This window comes from Synechococcus sp. MU1651 (assembly GCF_023630635.1).
Taxonomy (GTDB): Bacteria; Cyanobacteriota; Cyanobacteriia; order PCC-6307; family Cyanobiaceae; genus Parasynechococcus.
Map to the genome: position 1 here is coordinate 18,988 of NZ_JAKUHJ010000005.1, position 17,230 is coordinate 36,217.

24 protein-coding genes are annotated in these 17,230 nt (G+C 63.8%); 8 read left to right on the forward strand and 16 right to left on the reverse strand.

Going from position 1 to position 17,230, the window contains the following annotated elements; translation table 11 throughout:
* Positions 1-93: 93 nt before the first annotated feature.
* Entirely contained in the window at positions 94-1,113 is a 1,020-nt protein-coding gene (locus tag NCN05_RS06085) for a DUF3086 domain-containing protein (protein WP_250397404.1), read from the forward strand.
* Positions 1,114-1,117: 4 nt separating this feature from the next.
* Here the strand turns inward: NCN05_RS06085 and NCN05_RS06090 are convergent, their stop codons facing one another.
* Positions 1,118-1,507: a type II toxin-antitoxin system VapC family toxin gene (locus tag NCN05_RS06090; RefSeq protein ID WP_250397405.1), complete on the reverse strand. Its 390-nt coding sequence runs from the start codon at positions 1,505-1,507 to the stop codon at positions 1,118-1,120.
* Complete coding sequence (locus NCN05_RS06095) at positions 1,507-1,764, reverse strand: type II toxin-antitoxin system Phd/YefM family antitoxin (protein WP_250397406.1); 258 nt, start codon at positions 1,762-1,764, stop codon at positions 1,507-1,509. Before NCN05_RS06095 ends, NCN05_RS06090 begins: the two co-directional genes overlap by 1 nt.
* Positions 1,765-1,877: 113 nt before the next feature.
* Between NCN05_RS06095 and plsY the strand changes: the two genes are divergently transcribed.
* Entirely contained in the window at positions 1,878-2,474 is a 597-nt protein-coding gene (gene plsY / locus NCN05_RS06100) for a glycerol-3-phosphate 1-O-acyltransferase PlsY (protein WP_250397407.1), read from the forward strand.
* Between the two features lie 19 nt (positions 2,475-2,493).
* On the opposite strand, the gene pyrF is transcribed toward plsY, so the two are convergent.
* The 3 genes from pyrF to NCN05_RS06115 are packed head-to-tail and all read right to left on the reverse strand — an operon-like array spanning position 2,494 to position 4,844.
* Positions 2,494-3,222 (reverse strand): orotidine-5'-phosphate decarboxylase, encoded by a 729-nt coding sequence (gene pyrF, locus NCN05_RS06105; protein WP_250397408.1) that lies wholly within the window; start codon positions 3,220-3,222, stop codon positions 2,494-2,496.
* Positions 3,222-4,469, reverse strand: a complete 1,248-nt coding sequence (gene tyrS, locus NCN05_RS06110; RefSeq protein WP_250397409.1) for a tyrosine--tRNA ligase — start codon at positions 4,467-4,469, stop codon at positions 3,222-3,224. Before tyrS ends, pyrF begins: the two co-directional genes overlap by 1 nt.
* 45 nt (positions 4,470-4,514) lie before the next feature.
* Positions 4,515-4,844 (reverse strand): DUF1825 family protein, encoded by a 330-nt coding sequence (locus NCN05_RS06115; RefSeq protein ID WP_115010055.1) that lies wholly within the window; start codon positions 4,842-4,844, stop codon positions 4,515-4,517.
* Between the two features lie 201 nt (positions 4,845-5,045).
* On the opposite strand from NCN05_RS06115, the gene NCN05_RS06120 reads away from it, so the two are divergent.
* The 5 genes from NCN05_RS06120 to NCN05_RS06140 all read left to right on the forward strand — a co-directional run bounded on the left by NCN05_RS06120 (position 5,046) and on the right by NCN05_RS06140 (position 8,749).
* A complete protein-coding gene (locus NCN05_RS06120) occupies positions 5,046-5,753 on the forward strand; it encodes a helix-turn-helix transcriptional regulator (RefSeq protein ID WP_250397410.1) in 708 nt (235 codons plus the stop codon).
* 95 nt (positions 5,754-5,848) lie between these two features.
* The gene (locus NCN05_RS06125) at positions 5,849-6,418 is read left to right on the forward strand and encodes a ComEA family DNA-binding protein (protein WP_250397411.1); all 570 of its coding nucleotides are present in this window, start codon (positions 5,849-5,851) and stop codon (positions 6,416-6,418) included.
* On the forward strand, positions 6,418-6,990 hold the full coding sequence (locus NCN05_RS06130; protein ID WP_250397412.1) for a GIY-YIG nuclease family protein: 573 nt from the start codon (positions 6,418-6,420) through the stop codon (positions 6,988-6,990). Before NCN05_RS06125 ends, NCN05_RS06130 begins: the two co-directional genes overlap by 1 nt.
* A gap of 56 nt (positions 6,991-7,046) precedes the next feature.
* Positions 7,047-8,516: a leucyl aminopeptidase gene (locus NCN05_RS06135; protein ID WP_250397479.1), complete on the forward strand. Its 1,470-nt coding sequence runs from the start codon at positions 7,047-7,049 to the stop codon at positions 8,514-8,516.
* Positions 8,513-8,749, forward strand: a complete 237-nt coding sequence (locus tag NCN05_RS06140; protein WP_250397413.1) for a hypothetical protein — start codon at positions 8,513-8,515, stop codon at positions 8,747-8,749. Before NCN05_RS06135 ends, NCN05_RS06140 begins: the two co-directional genes overlap by 4 nt.
* A 49-nt stretch (positions 8,750-8,798) precedes the next feature.
* On the opposite strand, the gene NCN05_RS06145 is transcribed toward NCN05_RS06140, so the two are convergent.
* The 5 genes from NCN05_RS06145 to NCN05_RS06165 all read right to left on the reverse strand — a co-directional run bounded on the left by NCN05_RS06145 (position 8,799) and on the right by NCN05_RS06165 (position 10,517).
* The gene (locus tag NCN05_RS06145; RefSeq protein WP_250397414.1) at positions 8,799-8,981 is read right to left on the reverse strand and encodes a hypothetical protein; all 183 of its coding nucleotides are present in this window, start codon (positions 8,979-8,981) and stop codon (positions 8,799-8,801) included.
* A 223-nt stretch (positions 8,982-9,204) separates the two neighbouring features.
* A complete protein-coding gene (locus NCN05_RS06150; protein ID WP_170950489.1) occupies positions 9,205-9,372 on the reverse strand; it encodes a hypothetical protein in 168 nt (55 codons plus the stop codon).
* A gap of 226 nt (positions 9,373-9,598) precedes the next feature.
* A complete protein-coding gene (locus NCN05_RS06155; protein WP_170950490.1) occupies positions 9,599-9,751 on the reverse strand; it encodes a hypothetical protein in 153 nt (50 codons plus the stop codon).
* A gap of 134 nt (positions 9,752-9,885) precedes the next feature.
* Positions 9,886-10,053: a DUF4278 domain-containing protein gene (locus NCN05_RS06160; RefSeq protein ID WP_250397415.1), complete on the reverse strand. Its 168-nt coding sequence runs from the start codon at positions 10,051-10,053 to the stop codon at positions 9,886-9,888.
* A gap of 173 nt (positions 10,054-10,226) precedes the next feature.
* Complete coding sequence (locus NCN05_RS06165) at positions 10,227-10,517, reverse strand: DUF3104 domain-containing protein (RefSeq protein ID WP_250397416.1); 291 nt, start codon at positions 10,515-10,517, stop codon at positions 10,227-10,229.
* Between the two features lie 231 nt (positions 10,518-10,748).
* Here NCN05_RS06165 and NCN05_RS06170 point away from each other — a divergent pair, with 231 nt between their 5' ends.
* Positions 10,749-10,901: a hypothetical protein gene (locus NCN05_RS06170; RefSeq protein ID WP_250397417.1), complete on the forward strand. Its 153-nt coding sequence runs from the start codon at positions 10,749-10,751 to the stop codon at positions 10,899-10,901.
* Between the two features lie 211 nt (positions 10,902-11,112).
* Here NCN05_RS06170 and msrA read toward each other — a convergent pair whose 3' ends face one another.
* Genes msrA through NCN05_RS06200 form a run of 6 tightly spaced genes read right to left on the reverse strand, consistent with a single transcriptional unit; the run spans position 11,113 to position 17,221 of the window.
* Entirely contained in the window at positions 11,113-11,736 is a 624-nt protein-coding gene (gene msrA, locus NCN05_RS06175) for a peptide-methionine (S)-S-oxide reductase MsrA (protein WP_250397418.1), read from the reverse strand.
* Entirely contained in the window at positions 11,733-12,914 is a 1,182-nt protein-coding gene (lpxB, locus tag NCN05_RS06180) for a lipid-A-disaccharide synthase (RefSeq protein WP_250397419.1), read from the reverse strand. The genes msrA and lpxB overlap by 4 nt, the downstream gene beginning before the upstream one ends.
* Positions 12,914-13,738, reverse strand: a complete 825-nt coding sequence (gene lpxA, locus NCN05_RS06185; protein WP_250397420.1) for an acyl-ACP--UDP-N-acetylglucosamine O-acyltransferase — start codon at positions 13,736-13,738, stop codon at positions 12,914-12,916. Before lpxA ends, lpxB begins: the two co-directional genes overlap by 1 nt.
* Before the next feature lie 5 nt (positions 13,739-13,743).
* Complete coding sequence (gene fabZ / locus NCN05_RS06190) at positions 13,744-14,199, reverse strand: 3-hydroxyacyl-ACP dehydratase FabZ (protein WP_114989460.1); 456 nt, start codon at positions 14,197-14,199, stop codon at positions 13,744-13,746.
* On the reverse strand, positions 14,196-15,023 hold the full coding sequence (gene lpxC / locus NCN05_RS06195; RefSeq protein WP_250397421.1) for a UDP-3-O-acyl-N-acetylglucosamine deacetylase: 828 nt from the start codon (positions 15,021-15,023) through the stop codon (positions 14,196-14,198). Before lpxC ends, fabZ begins: the two co-directional genes overlap by 4 nt.
* Positions 15,023-17,221 carry a BamA/OMP85 family outer membrane protein gene (locus tag NCN05_RS06200; RefSeq protein WP_250397422.1) on the reverse strand — a complete coding sequence of 733 codons (2,199 nt, stop codon included), beginning with the start codon at positions 17,219-17,221 and terminating at the stop codon, positions 15,023-15,025. Before NCN05_RS06200 ends, lpxC begins: the two co-directional genes overlap by 1 nt.
* Positions 17,222-17,230 lie beyond the last annotated feature (9 nt).

The following is a 17,230-nucleotide window of genomic DNA, read 5'->3' on the forward strand; positions in this document are numbered from 1 at the left end:
ATTTTGAAACGATATTCTCTCGATATCGCACCAAATCAATAAGAACCCAGGTCCCACCTGTTTTTCTGCGGTCTGGTCGGCTGGAATGGAGGGATGGAGAGCACGGCAGCTGACGCAATGCCCGACGACACCGACCTGACCCCCCAGGCGCCTGAACCGGAGCAGGCCCCAGCGGAAACCAGCGGCGACACCAGCACGGAACCCGCCAGTGCCACCAGCACCGAGCCCGCCGCTGCAGAAGCCAATCCCGTGATGGAGCTGGCCCTCAAGGATCTGCAGGACCGCCGCGATGCCCTGGAGGCTGAGATCAACGCCCTCAGCTCCCGCAAGCAGCAACTCGAAACCGAGCTGAAGGCCAACTTCGCCGGCCAATCGGATGCCATCGCCCGCCGCGTGAAGGGCTTCCAGGAGTACCTGGGCGGCGCCCTGCAGGACCTGGTGCAGAGCGTGGAAAACCTGGAGCTGGTGGTGCAGCCGATGGTGGTGCAGCCCTCCCCCCTCGATCAGGCGGCAGACAACGCAGCGGTGCCGGACAAGCCCGGTGACAGCACTCCGCCTCCCGCGGTGGCCGACACCTTCCGCCCCGACGAAGAGCTGATCCGCAAGACCCTGGAGCGCTTCCTCAAACAGCCCGACGTCTACGCCGACCCCTGGAACCTGCGGCGCAGCATCGATGCCCGCGACACCGCCCTGCTGGAGGACTGGTTCTTCAATCAAGGCGGACGGGGCGCCCAGCCCAGCCGCGGCACCCGGCCGCGCAACATCCTGGTGAGCGCGGCCCTGATCGCCGTGATCGGTGAGCTCTACGGCGATCAGTTCCAGTGCCTGGTGCTGGCCGGCGGCCCCGAACGGCTCGGCGAATGGCGGCGCGGCCTCCAGGACGCCCTCGGCCTGGGCCGGGAAGACTTCGGCCCCAGCAGCGGCATCGTGCTGTTCGAACGCCCGGAAGCCCTGGTGGAGCGGGCCGACCGGCTGGAAGAGCGGGGCGAAGTGCCGTTGATCTTGATCGATGCGGCCGAGCGCAGCGTCGACATCCCTGTGCTGCAGTTCCCCCTCTGGCTGGCCTTCGCGGCCGGACCGGGTGAACGCCTCGATGACGACGATTTGCTGTAGGTGATCAGCCCATCCGGCGCACGGGACCGGGGTATTGCGCAAGCTGCTGATCGGCTGTGATCAACAGCAGGCCATCAGCCTGCGCCTGGGCCAGCAACAGGCGATCGAAGGGATCACGGTGAAGCGCCGGCAACTGCCCCACGACCAAAACGTGGTGCGCCTCCACCGGCAACTCACGCCAGCCAGCCTCCAACAGAGCCTGACGCAGCAAAGGGGGCTCCAGCCGAAAGTCGGGCCGATCCAGGCCACGCTTGATCACCAATTCCCAAAGGCTCGCCACACTGAACACTGGTGTGTTCATTGGGTCTTCCAGCAAGTGAACCAGTGCTGGATCCAGACGCTCGGGCTCCCCCATGGCCCACACCAACAGGTGGGTATCCAACAACAACTGCATCAGCGCTCGGCGACTCCTTCAAACAAGTCGGCAATCACTTCTTGGCCGATGCGATCGAAGTCGTCCGGCACCGAAACCTGTCCCCTAAGAAGCCCCAACCGAGAGGCCACCGGGTCCGGATCACCGGACTGAGACAGAGGAGTGACACGCACCATGGGCTTACCGGCCTTGCAGATCACAAACGCCTGACCAGCTGCCGCCTCCTCCACCAAGCGAGAGAGATGGGTTTTGGCCTCGTGCATGTTGACCCGCTTCATCACACCTCTCCTTCACTCAACCAGCTTAGTCGACTAATTCAAAGGAGTAGGCGAGCAAACCGCCCCGCGCCGTGCTTCGATTCAGTCGCGATCTCGCAACCACGCACGTTCCTGTGATCCTCACCGCCCTGCTGCTACTGGCCATCGGCTACCTGCTGGGAGCCATCCCCAGCGGTTACCTCGCCGGCCGCTGGCTCAAGGGCATCGACCTGCGCGACTGCGGCTCCGGCAGCACCGGCGCCACCAACGTGCTGCGCAATGTGGGCAAGGGCCCAGCCCTGGTGGTGTTCCTGATTGATGTGGGCAAAGGCGCCCTGGCGGTGCTGCTGGCGAAAAGCTTTGGCCTCAGCGACTGGCTGCAGGTGCTGGCGGGCCTGGCGGCGTTGGCGGGTCACATCTGGCCGGTGTGGCTGGGTTGGAAGGGCGGCAAGGCGGTGGCCACCGGCCTGGGCATGTTTTTGGGATTGGCCTGGCCGGTGGGGCTGGCCTGTTTTGGCCTGTTCATGGCCGTGATCTCGATCTTCCGGATCGTTTCGCTCTCCAGCGTGGTGGCCGCCATCGGACTGCCGCTGTTGATGCTGCTCTCCGGCGGCAGCAGCGCCTACGTGGTGGTTTCGCTTGTGGCCAGCCTGATGGTGCTCTGGCGCCATCGCAGCAACATCGAGCGGCTGCTGGCGGGCACTGAACCCAAGATCGGACAGAAGTCTTGAGCACTGCCACCGGGAGCGATCAGCCGATGAGCTCTGCGCAACAGGCGGCAAATGCTGCACTGGGGTCGTCGGCCTTGGTGATCGGGCGGCCGATCACCAGCTGGCTGGCACCGGCGGCAATCGCTTCAGCCGGCCCCATCACCCGGGCCTGATCACCCACGGCAGCACCTTTGGGGCGAATGCCCGGGGTGACCAAGGCAAAGGGTTCGGGGTGCTGCGCCCGCAATGCCGCGGCCTCCAGGGGTGAACACACACACCCGCCGATGCCGGCAGTCGCCGACAGCTGCGCCAACGCCTGCACCCGTTCGGCGATGCCCTGGGCAATGGCGAGTTCCCGTTGCAATCGCTGCTCCTCCCAACTGGTGAGCACCGTCACCGCCAGCAACGTTGGTACGGGCTGGCCAGCCCCTTGGGCCCCTTCCATTGCCGCAGCCTGAGCCGCCTTGAGTGCTTCGCTGCCGGCGCAGGCGTGCACCGTGATCAGTTCGGCCCCCAGCGCCGCCGCCCGCCGGCAAGCACCGGCCATCGTGGCCGGGATGTCGTGAAATTTGAGGTCGAGAAACACCCGCAGCCCCTGCTCGCGCAGCTGGGCCACCACTTCAGGACCCGCCTGTACGAACAGCTCCAGTCCCACCTTCACCCAGCGCAGCCCGTCCACCTGGGCGGCAAAGGCCAGCGCCTGTTCGGGCGCCATGCCATCGAGGGCCACGATGATCCGATCGGCGGTGTCAGCGGGATGCAAGGTCATCAGCCCACCAAACGACGGAAGGTTTTCTTGCCCAATTGCAACACCTTGCCCTCCAGCTCCGCCGCTGAAGCGAACTCCTGGTTGGGGTCGGTGATCTTCTCGCCTTCCAGGCGCGCTGCACCGCCCTTGATCTGGCGGCGGGCTTCGCTGCTGCTGGCGCAGATTCCCACAGCACTGAACAGATAAAAGGCCTTGGCCGGGAAATTCACCTCCGCCAGCGACGCCTCGGGCACATCAGCGCCGGCATCACCGCTGCCCCCCACCAGGGTGGCGGCATCGCTCTGGGCCTTCTGGGCTGCTTCGAAGCCATGGCGGCTGGCGGTCACCGCCAGAGCCATCGCCTTCTGCTTCTCGCGCGGGTTCTCCGGCAACGACGCCAGATCCAAATCGGTCAGCAAGGTGACGTAGTCGTCGATCGCCGCATCGCCGACCTTCTCCAGCTTGGAGTACATCGAGAGCGGATCCTCCTCCAACCCCACCACGTTGCCGAGGCTCTTGCTCATCTTCTGCACCCCGTCCAGACCCACCAAGATCGGCAGCAAGAGCCCAAACTGGGTGCCCTTGTTGAAGTGGCGCTGCAGGTCGCGGCCCATGGCCACGTTGAACTTCTGATCGGTGCCGCCCAGCTCCACATCCGCATTCACCGCCACCGAGTCGTAGCCCTGCAGCAACGGGTAGAGAAATTCATGCAGCGCGATCGGCGTGCCGCTGCCGTAGCGCTTGGAGAAGTCGTCCTTGGCCAGCATCTGACCCACGGTGCCGGTGCCGAGCAGACCGATCACCGCCGGCAGGTCCATGCCCTCCAGCCACTCGGAGTTGTATCGCACCTCCAGGCGGCCCGGGGTTTCGAAATCGAGCAGCGCCGTCTCCTTCGGCTGGTCTTGTCCCAACTGGCGCAGATAGGTGGAGGCGTTGGCGGCCACCTGCTCCTTGCTCAGCTGCACCCGCGTGGCGCTCTTGCCGGTGGGATCACCAATCCGCGCCGTGAAATCGCCGATGATCAGCACCGCCGTGTGGCCCGCGTCCTGGAAGGCCCGCAATTTGCGGAAGAGGATGCTGTGGCCCAGATGGATGTTGCTGCCGGTGGGGTCGATGCCCAGCTTCACCCGCAGCGGCCGGCCTTCTTTTTCGGCCTGGGCCAACCGGGCCGCCAGGGCCTGATCCGCATCACTGGGATCCCCGGCCGGGAACAGGTCGGCCATGCCCCGCGACAGCCAATCCGGCAACGACGGGATGGAGTCCGGCATGGGGAGGCGCAATGAGCGAGCGCTGGCGATCGTACGAGTCTTGGCTCAGCTAGAAGGCGGCTGCTCGATCTGCGCCTTCATCCGCTCAAGGGTGGAGTTCATCTGATCAAACATCTGCTCGGGGGTGATGCCGAACTGGCTGAGCTGGGTGCGCAGCTGCTCAACCGTGAGCTTGGCCTGGAAATCCTCCGAGAGTTCAAAGCGCTTCATGAACACGCGGTAGCGGCCCATCAGCTCTTCCATCGTCTCAATGAACTTCTTCTTGCCCTCCCGGTCGAACTTGCCGTACTCACTGCCCAGCTGCATCAGCTGCTGGTAATCGCCGAACAGGCGCTTGGCTTCGTCCTGAACGATGTCGGAATCGAAGAAGGCCATCGTCGGCGTTGCTCAATGCTTCGGCAAAGTCTGCCAAGGATTCGCCAGGGGCAACGGGGGTGATCGCCGCACCTTTGATGGCCGTTCACAGAAAGGTTTTGTACGGTCTTGCTGACCCGCACCACCCTTTGGTGGCATCCGAATTCATGGTGAGTTTCGGGCCGCCTCCAGGATGTGAACTTCACCGCTCAGCTCGGCGCGATGCGTGAGCTTCCCCAGCGCCATCGGCACCTGTTGGAGGGCCGCCGCATCGTGGTGGCCTCCGCCGATCGCGTCTTAATCAGCGGCCTTGTGCACAGCCTTGATGGCATCGGCTCCCTGGTGGGGGCCGCCAGCACCGAAACAGAAGTCCTCGCCTGCCTTCGCAACACAGCCGCTGATCTGCTGATCTGCAGCGACCAGCTCGAGCGCGGCACCGGCCCCTGCCTGGTGGCGGCCGCCAAGGTCCAGCAGCCCTCCCTGCGCTGCCTGATGTTGATTCAGCGCCCGTTGCTCAGCACGATTCACGCCGCTGCCAAGGCGCAATGCGAAGGGCTCTGTAGCTATGAGCGCATCGGCAACGGCGGCCTGCTCAGCGTGCTGCGCGCCATGGAGAGCGATGGCAGCCACATGGATCCGGTGATTGCCGGCGTGGCCAACCACGACCGTGGCCCCAAAGGCGCCGCCCATCCCCTCAGCGACGTGCTGAGCCTGCGGGAGGAAGACGTGCTGCGCGGGCTCTGCAAGGGCCTCAGCAATCAGGAGATTGCCGATCAGCTGCACCTCTCGATCGAAACCACCAAGCACTGCGTCACCGGGCTGCTGCGCAAACTCGATGCCAAAAGCCGCACCCAGGCGGTGCTGATCGCCTTTAAGCGCAACCTGGTGGATCCACCGCTGCCGATTCCCCGCTGGACCCCCTCGACTTGAAGGAACCCGCTCGGTGCCAGAACAACCAGATGCGCCAGTTGCGCTGACGCAGCCCCTGCACCCTCGTTAAGGTCAGCCCATCTCTGCTGAGCAGCATGCCCCGCAGCCACTGGTTGGATCCCCTGGCCAGGCGGGTGCTGCAGGCCACCGGACAGCTGCCAGCACCACCCCGGCCGGCCCCAGCGCAACCTTTACCAACCTTGCCCGAGCCGTCGGCTTGGGTGATGGATGTGAACCGGGCCAGCCGCGATCAGTGGCTGCAACTGCCCGGCTGCAGCCAGGACACAGCCGATCTGCTGGTGCGGCTGCAGCGGGGTGGGGTGCAATTCGCCAGTTCCGATGATCTGTTCCGGCTGCTCGAACTGCCGAGCGATCTGGCCAGGCTCTGGACCCCCCATCTCCTCTTCCAGTGGCACGGCGATGCCCCACCGCAGCCCCAGGCCGCTCCCCTCGATCTCAACAACGCCAGCGCCGATCAGCTGGCGCTGCTGGGCTGGCCGGAACAACGGCTGGCCAACCTGATGCGCGAACGCCGCCGCGCCGGTTTCAAGGATCTGGCCGATCTGCAGGAGCGGCTCTGCCTGCCCGCCAGCAGCGTGGAAGCCCTGATCGGCCGGGTGAGTTTCGGCAGCCGCCGCGCCGGGCCCAGCCTGCCGCTGCCCTGATGCAGGGGGATCTGTTCTCCACCGGTGCGCTGGCCTTCAACAACGGGCCCGACCTGCCCCTGCAACGGGAGCAGCTGCTCGCCTGGCAACAGCGGCTGCATGCCCATCAGGCACCGCTGTTCCGCGGCGAAAGCGCCAGCACGGCCCAGGGGGATCTGTTCGGTGGCAGCCCCGATGACGCCGCTGCGGCCATCGATCCACTGGCCCTGACCCCCCTGGCGATGAGTTTCTGGCGCTGGCCGGAACCGTCCCACCGCGGAGCAGCGATTTATCTGGTGATGGACAGGCCAGCCCAGCTGGAGCAGCCGCTTCTGCTGTATGTGGGCGAAACCCTGGCCGCCGAGCGCCGCTGGAAAGGCGATCACGACTGCAAGGCCTACCTCGCCGCCTACGGCGAAGCCCTGCAGCGCTGTGAGCTGAGCGCCCAGCTGAGCATCCGCTTCAGTTGTGATGTGCCCAAGGCCACCCGCGCCCGGCGGGCCCTGGAGCAGCAGCTGATCCAACGCTGGTGGCCGCCTTTCAACAAGGAAACCCGCCAGCGCTGGGCCACCCCCTTCACCGCAGAGCTCTGAGGGCCGAGGGCGTCGCACAGGATCGCTACGCTCATCCTTTGTTGACGCGTCCACCCATGCGCTTCTCCCTGTCCTCCGCCGGTTTGCAGGAGTGGAACGGCGATGTGCTTGCGGTGGGGCTGCCCCAGGGCGATGTCGATGCCACGGCAACGGTCCTGGAACAACGCTTTGCCGGCATCACCGAGGCCCTCAAGCAGCAGGAGTTCAAAGGCAAGCCCGGGGACCAACTGGTGATCACGCCCCTGGGTGGGGGCCCGCAGCGCCTGGTGGTGCTGGGCCTGGGCGAGAGCGATGGAATCGATGCCGAGCGCCTGCGCGGCGCCGCCGCCCGGGCCGCCAAGGCCGCCATCGGTTGTGAGGGCAGCCTCGGCCTGCACCTGCCCTGGGCGGGAACCGATGCCACAGAAGCCGCCCGCATCTGTGCTGAAGCGGTGCGGCTCTGCCTTTACAAAGACCAGCGCTTCCGCAAGGAGCCGGACCCGCGCCGGATCCCCGAGGCCCTAGAGCTGATCGACCTCAGCCCCGCCGCCGAAAGCGGCTTTGCGGCCGTCAATGCCACCTGCGCCGGTGTGGAACTGGCCCGGGAGCTGGTGGCGGCCCCTCCGAACGTGGTCACCCCGGCGGCCCTCGCCGACACGGCCGCCGGCATCGCCAAGGACCATGGCCTTGAACTCAAGGTGCTCGAGCGCAGCGACTGCGAAGCCAAGGGCATGGGGGCCTTCCTGGCGGTGAGCCAGGGCTCCGATCTACCCCCCAAGTTCATCCACCTGATCTATCGCCCCGAGGGCGAGGTGAAACGCCGCATTGCCCTGGTGGGCAAAGGCCTCACCTTCGATTCCGGCGGGTACAACCTCAAGGTAGGGGCGGCCCAGATCGACATGATGAAGTTCGACATGGGCGGCAGTGCCGCTGTGATCGGTGCCATGCGCAGCATTGCCGAACTCAAGCCGGCCGGCGTTGAGGTGCACATGGTGGTGGCCTCCTGCGAAAACATGGTGAACGGCTCCGCCGTCCACCCCGGTGACATCGTCACCGCCGCCAACGGCATGACGATTGAGATCAACAACACCGACGCCGAAGGCCGGCTCACCCTCGCCGATGCGCTGCTCTACGCCTGTGAGCAGAAGCCAGATGCCGTGGTGGATCTGGCCACCCTCACCGGAGCCTGCGTCATCGCTCTGGGGGATGAGATGGCCGGTCTCTGGTCCAACAATGACGATCTGGCGGAAGCCCTCGACGCCGCTGCTCAGACGGGCGGCGAAGGGCTCTGGCGCATGCCACTGCAGCAGTCCTACCGGGATGGATTGAAGTCGTTGCTGGCCGACATGAAGAACACCGGCCCGCGGCCCGGTGGTTCGATCACAGCGGCCCTGTTCCTCAAGGAGTTCGTGGCCAAAGACACCGCCTGGGCCCACATCGACATCGCCGGCCCGGTGTGGAGTGACAAGGGCAAAGGGGTCAATCCCGCTGGTGCCACCGGCTACGGCGTGCGCACCCTGGTGAACTGGGTGCTGGCCCAGTCATGAGCCGCTCCCCGGTGCGCTGGTACATCAAGGCCCAGCTGGGGGTGCTGCTGCTCCCGGTGGGCCTCTGCCTATTCGGCGAGGCGGTGAGCCGCAAGGTGGTTCAGATGCTGGGCAAGGACGCAGGCCCCTGGTTCTGGTACGGAACCCTCAGCCTGATCTGCATCAACGCTGGCATCGGCCTGATGGTCGACAGCGGACTGACCCGAGGCTTTCCAGGGCGACGTCAGAACTGATCAGGGCGCAGGGTCAGATCAAAACAGCCAATCAGGACGAAACACCACGTCAGGAGGCAACCGCCTGCAATTCGAGAGAGCGCTCTGGGGTTTCCAATGCATGAATCTGCCACCGTGCTCGCTCGGAGCAGGTTTCCAACACCCGATCAAGATCATCCGATGCGTGCTTCGGCGACGCGTAGGGACCGATATGACGGGTGCCAAGACCATCCTTAATGGTCAGCAGATACATACAACCCTCCTCTCACAGCGTGATCGTAAGCATTGGCTAAAGCTTCGTCGATGGCCGGAAACCCGTCTGTTCACTGAGAACTTGCTGAATCAATCAGGTTGCCGCGCTTAATCTTTTCAACAGGTTGGATGTTGGTTTCTTAAGGAATTCGACCAGATTTGATCAAGTAACGGCCGGAGAAATCCCCTGGAGCGATACGGGGTATCGCTCCATTTCATCGGGCTCAGTTGGCTTCAGTGACAGCCGCTGGAGCAGCAGACCTGCCAGACATCTCACGCAGAGAGCCAGCAGCGCAGAGGGTTGAAAGCGCGATCGCAACCAGGGCGGCGCTGTTGATCAGCTTGAGCGCGACGGGCAGATGGGTGTTGACCATCTCGCGGACGTTTGCCATGAAAAAAGTTCATAGTGAACATGTTCATGGTGCGGCCCCTGTCAACGCAGCGAGGGCGCCCGCAGAGCCCGGCCCCTTTTTCTTGACTCCCTCACAGCAGGGCCTTTTTGTCGTGATGGCGACGATCAGCCACGGGAGCCCAGGCCATCCTGCGGGGGCTTCTTTCGGTGAAGGGGCAACGCGTCGAGCGGGGTGCTTAGGGAACACCCCCCTCTTTTTTTGGGCATCAGGCCACAAGAACAAGGGCGACGTTGAGAATCGCCAACCCCACCAGGAACACCGCCGCCAACAACGCGGCTTCTGGGAAGAACTTGGCAATCACAAACCCCACCCCAAGAAACACCGAGGAGATCACGATGGCGGTGAGATCCGATCCCATCGGCGAATGCTGACTAGCTCGCCCACAGGATGCCGGGATCTCCCTTGGACCGTGGCTTGCCCCCATCCGACTGCCCAACAAAAGCCCCCTGCCCCCTTTCAAGGGCAGGGGCAGGAACCAACGGGTGCTTCGGGCTACTTGGTGTAGGTGACGCCCCGGTAGGCGAGGGTGCGGCGGCTTTCGCCAATAAGTTCCTGGCGGCAGGTGTTGTAGTGCTCGCGGCGGTAGGTCAATTCAACGCAGGCCTTGGGAGTGGCTGGAGCTGTTGCGTAGGCGTGGCCTCGATAGAGAAGTGCAGTCATTGGATGTTCCTCGAAGAAATCCAAGTCCCCGTTCCATGGCTTGGAGCATCTGCGCCCCCTCAAGAGGGGGTGAACGTTTTGTAGCAACCGCTACAAACCACTTATAAGACAGCCGTCAAGCCCGTGTCGTTCGTGCGAATACACACCGCCCCTTAATCAAAGCCCCTACTCGATCAACAGCCGGAAGAGACAGGCGCACTGATGGGCCATCCACCCATCGACCAGATCACATCAGAGACCGCATCGGCATTGATCCATTTGATGAGGCCCGTATCCACGTCAGCCACCTGAAACAGAGACGGAAGCCTGGGGTGGCGAGCACTTCCCTCGCAGAAGAGCACCTGCCCCATCCACCAATCCCCTTGATCGAGCTGGTCTCCAGCAACAATCACAAAGTGCCCTGGGCGGACGTGGAGAAAGGGAGCCTCCGCCTTCACCGCGAGATCACCGTGATCAACCGACATAAGCCACCCAGGAATCAGTACACCTGTACTGATAGCCATGGCGATGCAGGTTTGGCAAGCCGTCAATCCCGCTGGCGTTGAAGCACAAACGTGTTTCCAGACACTGACGTAAGCACTTTTGCTCCCTGGACGTTGACCCGTGGGCGTCTAGGTTTCGACAGACTTCAGACCCGTAGGCCCCCTTTCGATCGCACAAGGCCCTGAGCCTGCCGCCGTCGAGAACGCCAATCGATGACTGACCGCACTCTCAGCATTTCCGATGCCCTGCGCGAAGCGCAGCTGCAGCGCCTGGAAGCCTCCCTGGCCTGCAAGGCGGCATCCAAGCCTCAGGCCACGACACAGCCAGCAATAGAGAAGGACAAGGACGCCAAAGCAAGCGACTGATCGCAACAGTCCCGACGCATTCCTTGATCAGATCGGCATATTGAGGAGCATCCGGCAACTGCCGGTGTCCTCAAGTGCTGTGCTGTGGAGTCGCTGCTCTCGATCCTGTTGGGCGTCGCCCTCGCGTGGCCGATCACGCGGGTGATCATCAGGCTGAGCGACCGTGCGCGCATCCGCGGACGCTCTGCCGAGGAATGAGGCTGCGGCAGCCCTACTTCCCCCAGGCGTTACCGGAGCGAGCGTTGTCGCCCCAGACGCTGTCGAGCCTGCGGTCGCGACCGCAGCTGAACCGGTAGAAGTTGTATTTGACGGCGTTGTTCTCCGCGTAGTTCTGGTGGTACCCCTCGGCGGGCCAGAAGCGAGTCGCTTGACGGAGCTCCACCTTCAAAGCAGACCGGGGTTGTCCGAGCTCACGGGCCGCCGCCGCCGCACTGGCCTCAGCCGCCTGAGCCTGGGCGTCATCAGCCGTGAAAATCACCGGCCGGTAGGAATCACCGCGGTCGCAGAACTGGCCGCCGCCATCGAGGGGGTCCACATTGCGCCAGTAGCTACGCAACAGCTCCGCGTAGCTGATCTGATCCGGATCAAAGCGCACCTGCACCGCTTCCTGATGCCCCGTCGTCTCACTGCTCACCTGCCGGTAGGTGGGGCGCTCCAACTGCCCGCCGCTGTAGCCGCTCACGGCATCACGCACCCCGGGCAGATGCTCCAGGTCGTGCTCCATGCACCAGAAACAGCCACCGGCAAAAACCGCCGTCTGCAACTCAGCCATGGCGCGCTGGGGCCAGCTGAGCAACATCAGGCAGATGAACAGCAGCAGCAGGGTTCGCTTCATCCGATCACCTGATCAAAGATGGCCTTGGCCGCCCGCTCGGTGACCCCAGGAGCACCCAGGGTGGTCCGCAGCCGTGCGTACCCCTCCAGCATGGCCTGGCGCTCTGGGGTGTCAGTCAGCAGAGGAAGCGCCCTCTCCACCAGAGCTTCGGCCGTGAGTTCGTCCTGGAGCAGCTCCGGCACCAACCGCTGCTTGAGCAACAGATTCACTGGCGAGATGTGATCCACCTGGAAGCGCAACACATGGCGGGCAACCCAGGCCGTCAGTCGGCTCACGCGGTACCCCACCACCTGGGGAACCCCCTGCAGGGCCAGCTCCAGATTCACCGTGCCGGATTTGCCCAAGGCGAGATCCGCCGCCGAACAGAAGGTGGTCTTCAACTCATCCGCTTCAGCAGCGGGAATCACCCGGGCGTGGCGCACACCGGCTTCCTGCAGCGCTGCCGCCAGGGGGGCTTCGAACTGGGAAAGTCCAGCGGGCAGGAGCACCTGAAGATCAGGGTGGCGTTGCTGCAACAGGGCTGCCGCCTGGGCCAAAGGGCGCATCAGATAACGCAACTCCTGGGGGCGCGAGGCCGGCAGCAGCAACAACACCGGCGCTTCAGGATCCAAACCCAGTTGGCGGCGGGCACTGGCGCGATCGGGCAGGTTCTGGAAGCTGTCCAGCAGGGGATGGCCCACCCAGCTCACATCCGCACCGCGGGCGGCATAGAACTCGGCCTCTGCCGGGAAGATCGCCAGGATCCTGTCGGTGAAGTCCAGCAGACGGGTGGTGCTGCCATCGCCAAAGCGCCAAGCCCACTCCTGGGGAGCGATGTAATACGTGATCGGCAGCTCAGGCTGCTGGCGCCGCAGCCGTGTGCCCAAGCGCACGTTGGCCCCGACGTAGTCGATCAGCACCACCCCATCAAGAGGCTGTTCCTCCAACAGCGCATCCACCCGGGCCTGCAGCCGCAGCGTGGGAAGAATCAACGGAACGGCCTCCCAAAGGCCGATTGCTCCCATCGGCGCGGTGTCAGCGATCAACACCGCACCCGCCGCCTCCATGCGCGGGCCACCCAGGGCCAGCACCTCCAGCTCAAGCCCCCGCCGTTCCGCCTCCAACCGCAAGGCGCGAATCAACAGGCTGCCCTGCAGATCACCGGAGACCTCCCCGGTGCTGATCAGCAGCCGAACCATCAGCGGCCCTGCACCGGCATCGGCCCCCGTCGGCCCTGACCCGTGGAGGCTTCAAGGAACCGGCAGAAGTGCTCAGCCGCCGGCAGCAAGGGCTGGCTGCGGGCCTGCTGCAGCGCATCGGCAATCACCAGGTCAGAGCGATACATCAGGGTCCAGATCTCCTGAAGCTGCTTGAATTCAGCGCCGTCATGGTTGGCAGCCAGGCCACTGCGCCGCAGGCCCACGCGGTTTAACCCCCGCACCCGGCCCGGATGGCCTTCCACCAGGCAATAGGGGGGAACATCCCGGTCAACGCGGGTCATCCCGCCCACCATCGCCATCCCACCGATGTGAACGAACTGGTGAATGCCCAGACAGCCACCCACCACCGCACGGTCTTCGATCACCACGTGGCCCGCCACCTGAATGGCATTGGACATCACGATGTTGTTGCCGAGATCGCAGTTGTGGCCCAGATGGCAGTAGGCCATCAGCAGGTTGCCGTTGCCGATGCGGGTCACCTCGCCCTCTTCGGTGGCGCGGTTGATCGTCACGCATTCCCGCAGCGTGTTTCCATCACCGATCAACACCTCGGTGTTGGCACCGCGGTACTTGAGATCCTGCGGCGGAAGCCCAAGGCAGGCGCCCGGGTACACCTTGTTGTCACGGCCCAGGGTCAGCCGACCATCCAACACGGCATGGGGACCGATCCAGGTGTTTTCTCCGATCACCACCTCAGGGCCGACCACCGCACCCGGGCCGATGACCACGCCGGAGGCCAGCTCGGCCTTCGGGTCCACCACCGCCGTGGGGTGGATTTGCTGTGACGCCGTTTGCTGCGACATCCCGCTCAGTCCACCAGGGAGAACATCAATTCCCCGGAGCAGGCCAGATCGCCGTCCACCGTGGCCTCCGCCTTCACCTTGCCGAAACGTTTGCGCTTGAGGCTGAGCAGTTCACAGCGGATCACCAGCTGATCTCCAGGAACCACAGGGCGCCGGAAGCGTACCCCGTCAATCCCGGCGAAAACGAACAGTCCCTTCGGCAGATCGGGCATCTGGGTCACGATCAGACCACCCACCTGCGCCATCGCCTCCACAATCAGCACCCCTGGCATCAGGGGACGCTCGGGGAAATGCCCCTGGAACTGGGGCTCGTTCATGGTCACGTTCTTGATCGCCGTGGCCGAAACCCCGGGCTCATGGGCGATGACCCGATCCACCAGCGCGAAGGGGTAACGGTGCGGGAGCAAACCGGCGATCTGCTCGCTGGTGAGCACGACGTTTGGGGTGGTGGATTCAGTCACAAAGCGGCTGCGAGATCGGTGTGAAGACCATGGGATCCCTTGTACACAAGAACCTGTGCCTGGGGAAAACCGACGAGGGCCAGGTCGCCGATTAGGTCCAAGAGCTTATGGCGCACTGGTTCATCCTCGAACCGCAGCGGTGGATTCATCCACTGATCACCGTCACAGACCAGGGCATTGTCCAGAGCTCCGCCCTGGATCAATCCCGCAGCGCGCAGCTGCTCCACCTGCTCCCGGAAGCCAAAGGTGCGTGCTGGAGCGATCTCATCGACGAAGCGTTGGGGCGTGAGCTCCAGGGCGAATTGCTGTCGCCCAATGGCCGCCTGCGGGAAGTCAATGATCCCCACAACGCCAAAGCAATCGGCCGGAGTGGCGGTGATCACACTGTTGCCGCGAGTGCGCAGCAGGGGTTGCTCCAACTTCGGTGGAGCCGGCCGCGGGGTGGCCGCCGGCACCAACCCAACACTGGCGATCGCCTCCACCCAACCCAGGGCTGAGCCATCCAGCAGCGGAACTTCATGGCCGTTCAGGCCAATCTCCACATGGCTGAGCCCACAACCGGCCAGGGCGGCCAGCAGATGTTCGACGGTGGCCACCTTGCTGGAACCCAGATCCAAGGTGGTGCACAACGGGCTGTCGCGCACCTGATCCGGCCGCAGCTGGATCGGCTGCTCCATCCCCGGCAAACGCATGTGGAACCCCGGCTGATCCGTCGGCCGAAGCTCCACCGTGGCCTCAGCTCCACTGTGGAGGCCAACGCCAGCGCGTGATGTTTGCTCCGCCAGTGTCCAACCAGCGGAGTAGTCCTGGGGCCAGCTGGTCACTAGAACTTCCAGCCCACGCCCAGGTTGAACCGCCAGTCGGAGCTGAAGTCCTTACTGGCCACTTCCACACGCAGCGGACCCACTGGGGTGGTGACGATCACGCCGGTACCCACGGAAACACCGGAGCCGCTCTTGTCCAACAGCAAACCGGGCTTGCCGGGCACATCTTTCTGGGTACCGAAATCGGTGCCGGCGTCCATGAACACTTCACCGGAAAAGATGCTGATCAGCGGGAAGCGGTACTCGAGCGTGAGTTCACTGAAAGCCTTTGCAACCGCAAGATCACAGTCGTACCAACCGCGAATCGAGTTGGATCCGCCCATGCAGAACGCCTCGTACGGGGGCGCTTCACCCATCAAGAGACCACCCTTGATCTGCACACCGATGGCCTGCGGGCAATCGGCCTGTTCACCGGCCTTGGGCCGGCAACCCTTGTGGATCTTCAGCCAGTCCACGGGGAAGAACTGGGTGTAACTCGCCCGCAACCGGTTGAAGGTGGGGGAGTCGTTGTTGATGCCGAGGAACTGCTCGGTACCAGCCGTAAAGAAGTTGCCGCTGGTGGGGTTCCGAGGGTTGTTGAAGTTGTTGTAAGTGGTGGCGACACGTACTCCCATAAGGGTGTTGCTGTCGGCGCAGTTGTACGCCACGCAAATCACGTCATCGCCGTCAACCACTCCATTCTTACGGTTGTTGGTGGAGACGCCGTAAGGCCGAGTACTTCCTGAGAAGTTGACTGGACGGACCTCAGCAAAGGACATGCCGGCCAGCACATTCCACTTGCTGTCCTTGTAAGGATTGCCTCCGTTTAAAGGGCGGGAGAAAGAGAAGCTGCCACCGGTCCTGCGCAGCACCACCGTGTCGCCCTCGTAGTCATACCAACTGCGGTTGGGGTACTCGCTATCAGCTTTGTTGACGTCGTCCGGCGCCTTGTTTCCATCGGTGAATCCATATTTGCGGCCTGTCTCATAAGCCTTGTTGGAGCCGTTGTCGACGTAGTCCTTCGCTGTGCGGATGTAACCGTTGTCATCGCTCTGGAACACCTGTGGCACCTGCTGGCTCAGGAACACCGACGTGCGGAAGCTGGTGCGGTGCTTGTCGCCATAGATCCAGGGATCCCTGAAGCTGAGGTTGGCGAGGCCGCCGTACTGGCCATAGGTGATGTTCGTGGACAGATTCCAAGCTCTTCCGAGGAGGTTGGTCTCCTGTAATTGCACCTGGCCGAACACACCCTGGCTTTGGCTGTAGCCAAGGCCTCCGGAAAGCTGGCCGGTGGACTGCTCAACGATGCCCAGCACGATCACCACATTGCCGGGTTCTTCGGGCACAGGCCTCAGGGTGACCTTCACATCACTGAACAGCTGGGTGCCGTACAACCGTTTGATGTCCCGCTCCAGCTGGTTGCGGTTGAACGGATCACCAGGCTGAATCGAAACCTCTCGGGTGATCACCCATTCCCTGGTTTTGCCGCGAATGGAGTTGCCATTCTCATCGGTGTCATCACCATCTTGGGTGAGGAATTGCACCTCAACGCCAGACACACTGCCCTGAAGCAGTTTCAGCGTGACCACTCCCTCAGGGCTGACCCGCTCCGGACCGGACACCCGCGCCAGGGAATAACCCTGACCGGCCACGGAGGTCTGCAGGGCCTTCATCCGCTGCTGCAGATCGTTGAGGTTCAGCGTGCGGCCGTAATCGGAGGCAAACGTCTCCTCAATCAGCTCATCCGAGAGGAGATTCTCCTCGTCACCTTTGATCTCCACGGCACTCAGCGGAGGGAAGGGCTGCACCTGAACAACCACTTGAACCCCGAGCGGTCCATTCTGAGGAACGATCCGCACATCCGAGAACCAACCTGTGGCCTGAATGCCATTCAGATCGTTCTGCAGCTCCTCGCGGGTCACACGCATCCCCGGACGCACCTGCATGGCGTCGTAGGTGGAGATCTGAAGTCGTTCCTCTTCCGGGTGGCCCTCGATGCCCTCGATCAGCACCTCGGAGATCAGCACCCGCGGCTGTTTCGCCATGGTGTCTTCACCAACGGTGTCGCCCACCACAACCTCTTGCCCCTCAGCGGCTTGGCTCCCAGGCATGGCCTCCTGCGCCATCACAGGTGGGGCTACCAGGGGAATTCCCAGCATCAGACCCAGAACCGTGCCACGAACAGCAACCGAGGAGCGGCGGGACGAACGGCAGGTCATCGAGACGCA

Coding starts and splice junctions, on each gene's coding strand:
- lpxB (WP_250397419.1), bottom strand. CDS start 12,914: ATGGTTCGGCTGCTGATCAGCACCGGGGAGGTCTCCGGTGATCTGCAG.
- NCN05_RS06155 (WP_170950490.1), bottom strand. CDS start 9,751: ATGGGATCGGATCTCACCGCCATCGTGATCTCCTCGGTGTTTCTTGGG.
- NCN05_RS06090 (WP_250397405.1), bottom strand. CDS start 1,507: ATGCAGTTGTTGTTGGATACCCACCTGTTGGTGTGGGCCATGGGGGAG.
- NCN05_RS06150 (WP_170950489.1), bottom strand. CDS start 9,372: ATGGCAAACGTCCGCGAGATGGTCAACACCCATCTGCCCGTCGCGCTC.
- NCN05_RS06125 (WP_250397411.1), top strand. CDS start 5,849: ATGCCCCGCAGCCACTGGTTGGATCCCCTGGCCAGGCGGGTGCTGCAG.
- NCN05_RS06120 (WP_250397410.1), top strand. CDS start 5,046: ATGCGTGAGCTTCCCCAGCGCCATCGGCACCTGTTGGAGGGCCGCCGC.
- msrA (WP_250397418.1), bottom strand. CDS start 11,736: ATGAAGCGAACCCTGCTGCTGCTGTTCATCTGCCTGATGTTGCTCAGC.
- lpxA (WP_250397420.1), bottom strand. CDS start 13,738: ATGTCGCAGCAAACGGCGTCACAGCAAATCCACCCCACGGCGGTGGTG.
- NCN05_RS06145 (WP_250397414.1), bottom strand. CDS start 8,981: ATGTATCTGCTGACCATTAAGGATGGTCTTGGCACCCGTCATATCGGT.
- pyrF (WP_250397408.1), bottom strand. CDS start 3,222: ATGACCTTGCATCCCGCTGACACCGCCGATCGGATCATCGTGGCCCTC.
- NCN05_RS06115 (WP_115010055.1), bottom strand. CDS start 4,844: ATGGCCTTCTTCGATTCCGACATCGTTCAGGACGAAGCCAAGCGCCTG.
- NCN05_RS06160 (WP_250397415.1), bottom strand. CDS start 10,053: ATGACTGCACTTCTCTATCGAGGCCACGCCTACGCAACAGCTCCAGCC.
- NCN05_RS06140 (WP_250397413.1), top strand. CDS start 8,513: ATGAGCCGCTCCCCGGTGCGCTGGTACATCAAGGCCCAGCTGGGGGTG.
- NCN05_RS06085 (WP_250397404.1), top strand. CDS start 94: ATGGAGAGCACGGCAGCTGACGCAATGCCCGACGACACCGACCTGACC.
- NCN05_RS06095 (WP_250397406.1), bottom strand. CDS start 1,764: ATGAAGCGGGTCAACATGCACGAGGCCAAAACCCATCTCTCTCGCTTG.
- tyrS (WP_250397409.1), bottom strand. CDS start 4,469: ATGCCGGACTCCATCCCGTCGTTGCCGGATTGGCTGTCGCGGGGCATG.
- NCN05_RS06170 (WP_250397417.1), top strand. CDS start 10,749: ATGACTGACCGCACTCTCAGCATTTCCGATGCCCTGCGCGAAGCGCAG.
- NCN05_RS06130 (WP_250397412.1), top strand. CDS start 6,418: ATGCAGGGGGATCTGTTCTCCACCGGTGCGCTGGCCTTCAACAACGGG.
- NCN05_RS06165 (WP_250397416.1), bottom strand. CDS start 10,517: ATGTCGGTTGATCACGGTGATCTCGCGGTGAAGGCGGAGGCTCCCTTT.
- NCN05_RS06200 (WP_250397422.1), bottom strand. CDS start 17,221: ATGACCTGCCGTTCGTCCCGCCGCTCCTCGGTTGCTGTTCGTGGCACG.
- NCN05_RS06135 (WP_250397479.1), top strand. CDS start 7,047: ATGCGCTTCTCCCTGTCCTCCGCCGGTTTGCAGGAGTGGAACGGCGAT.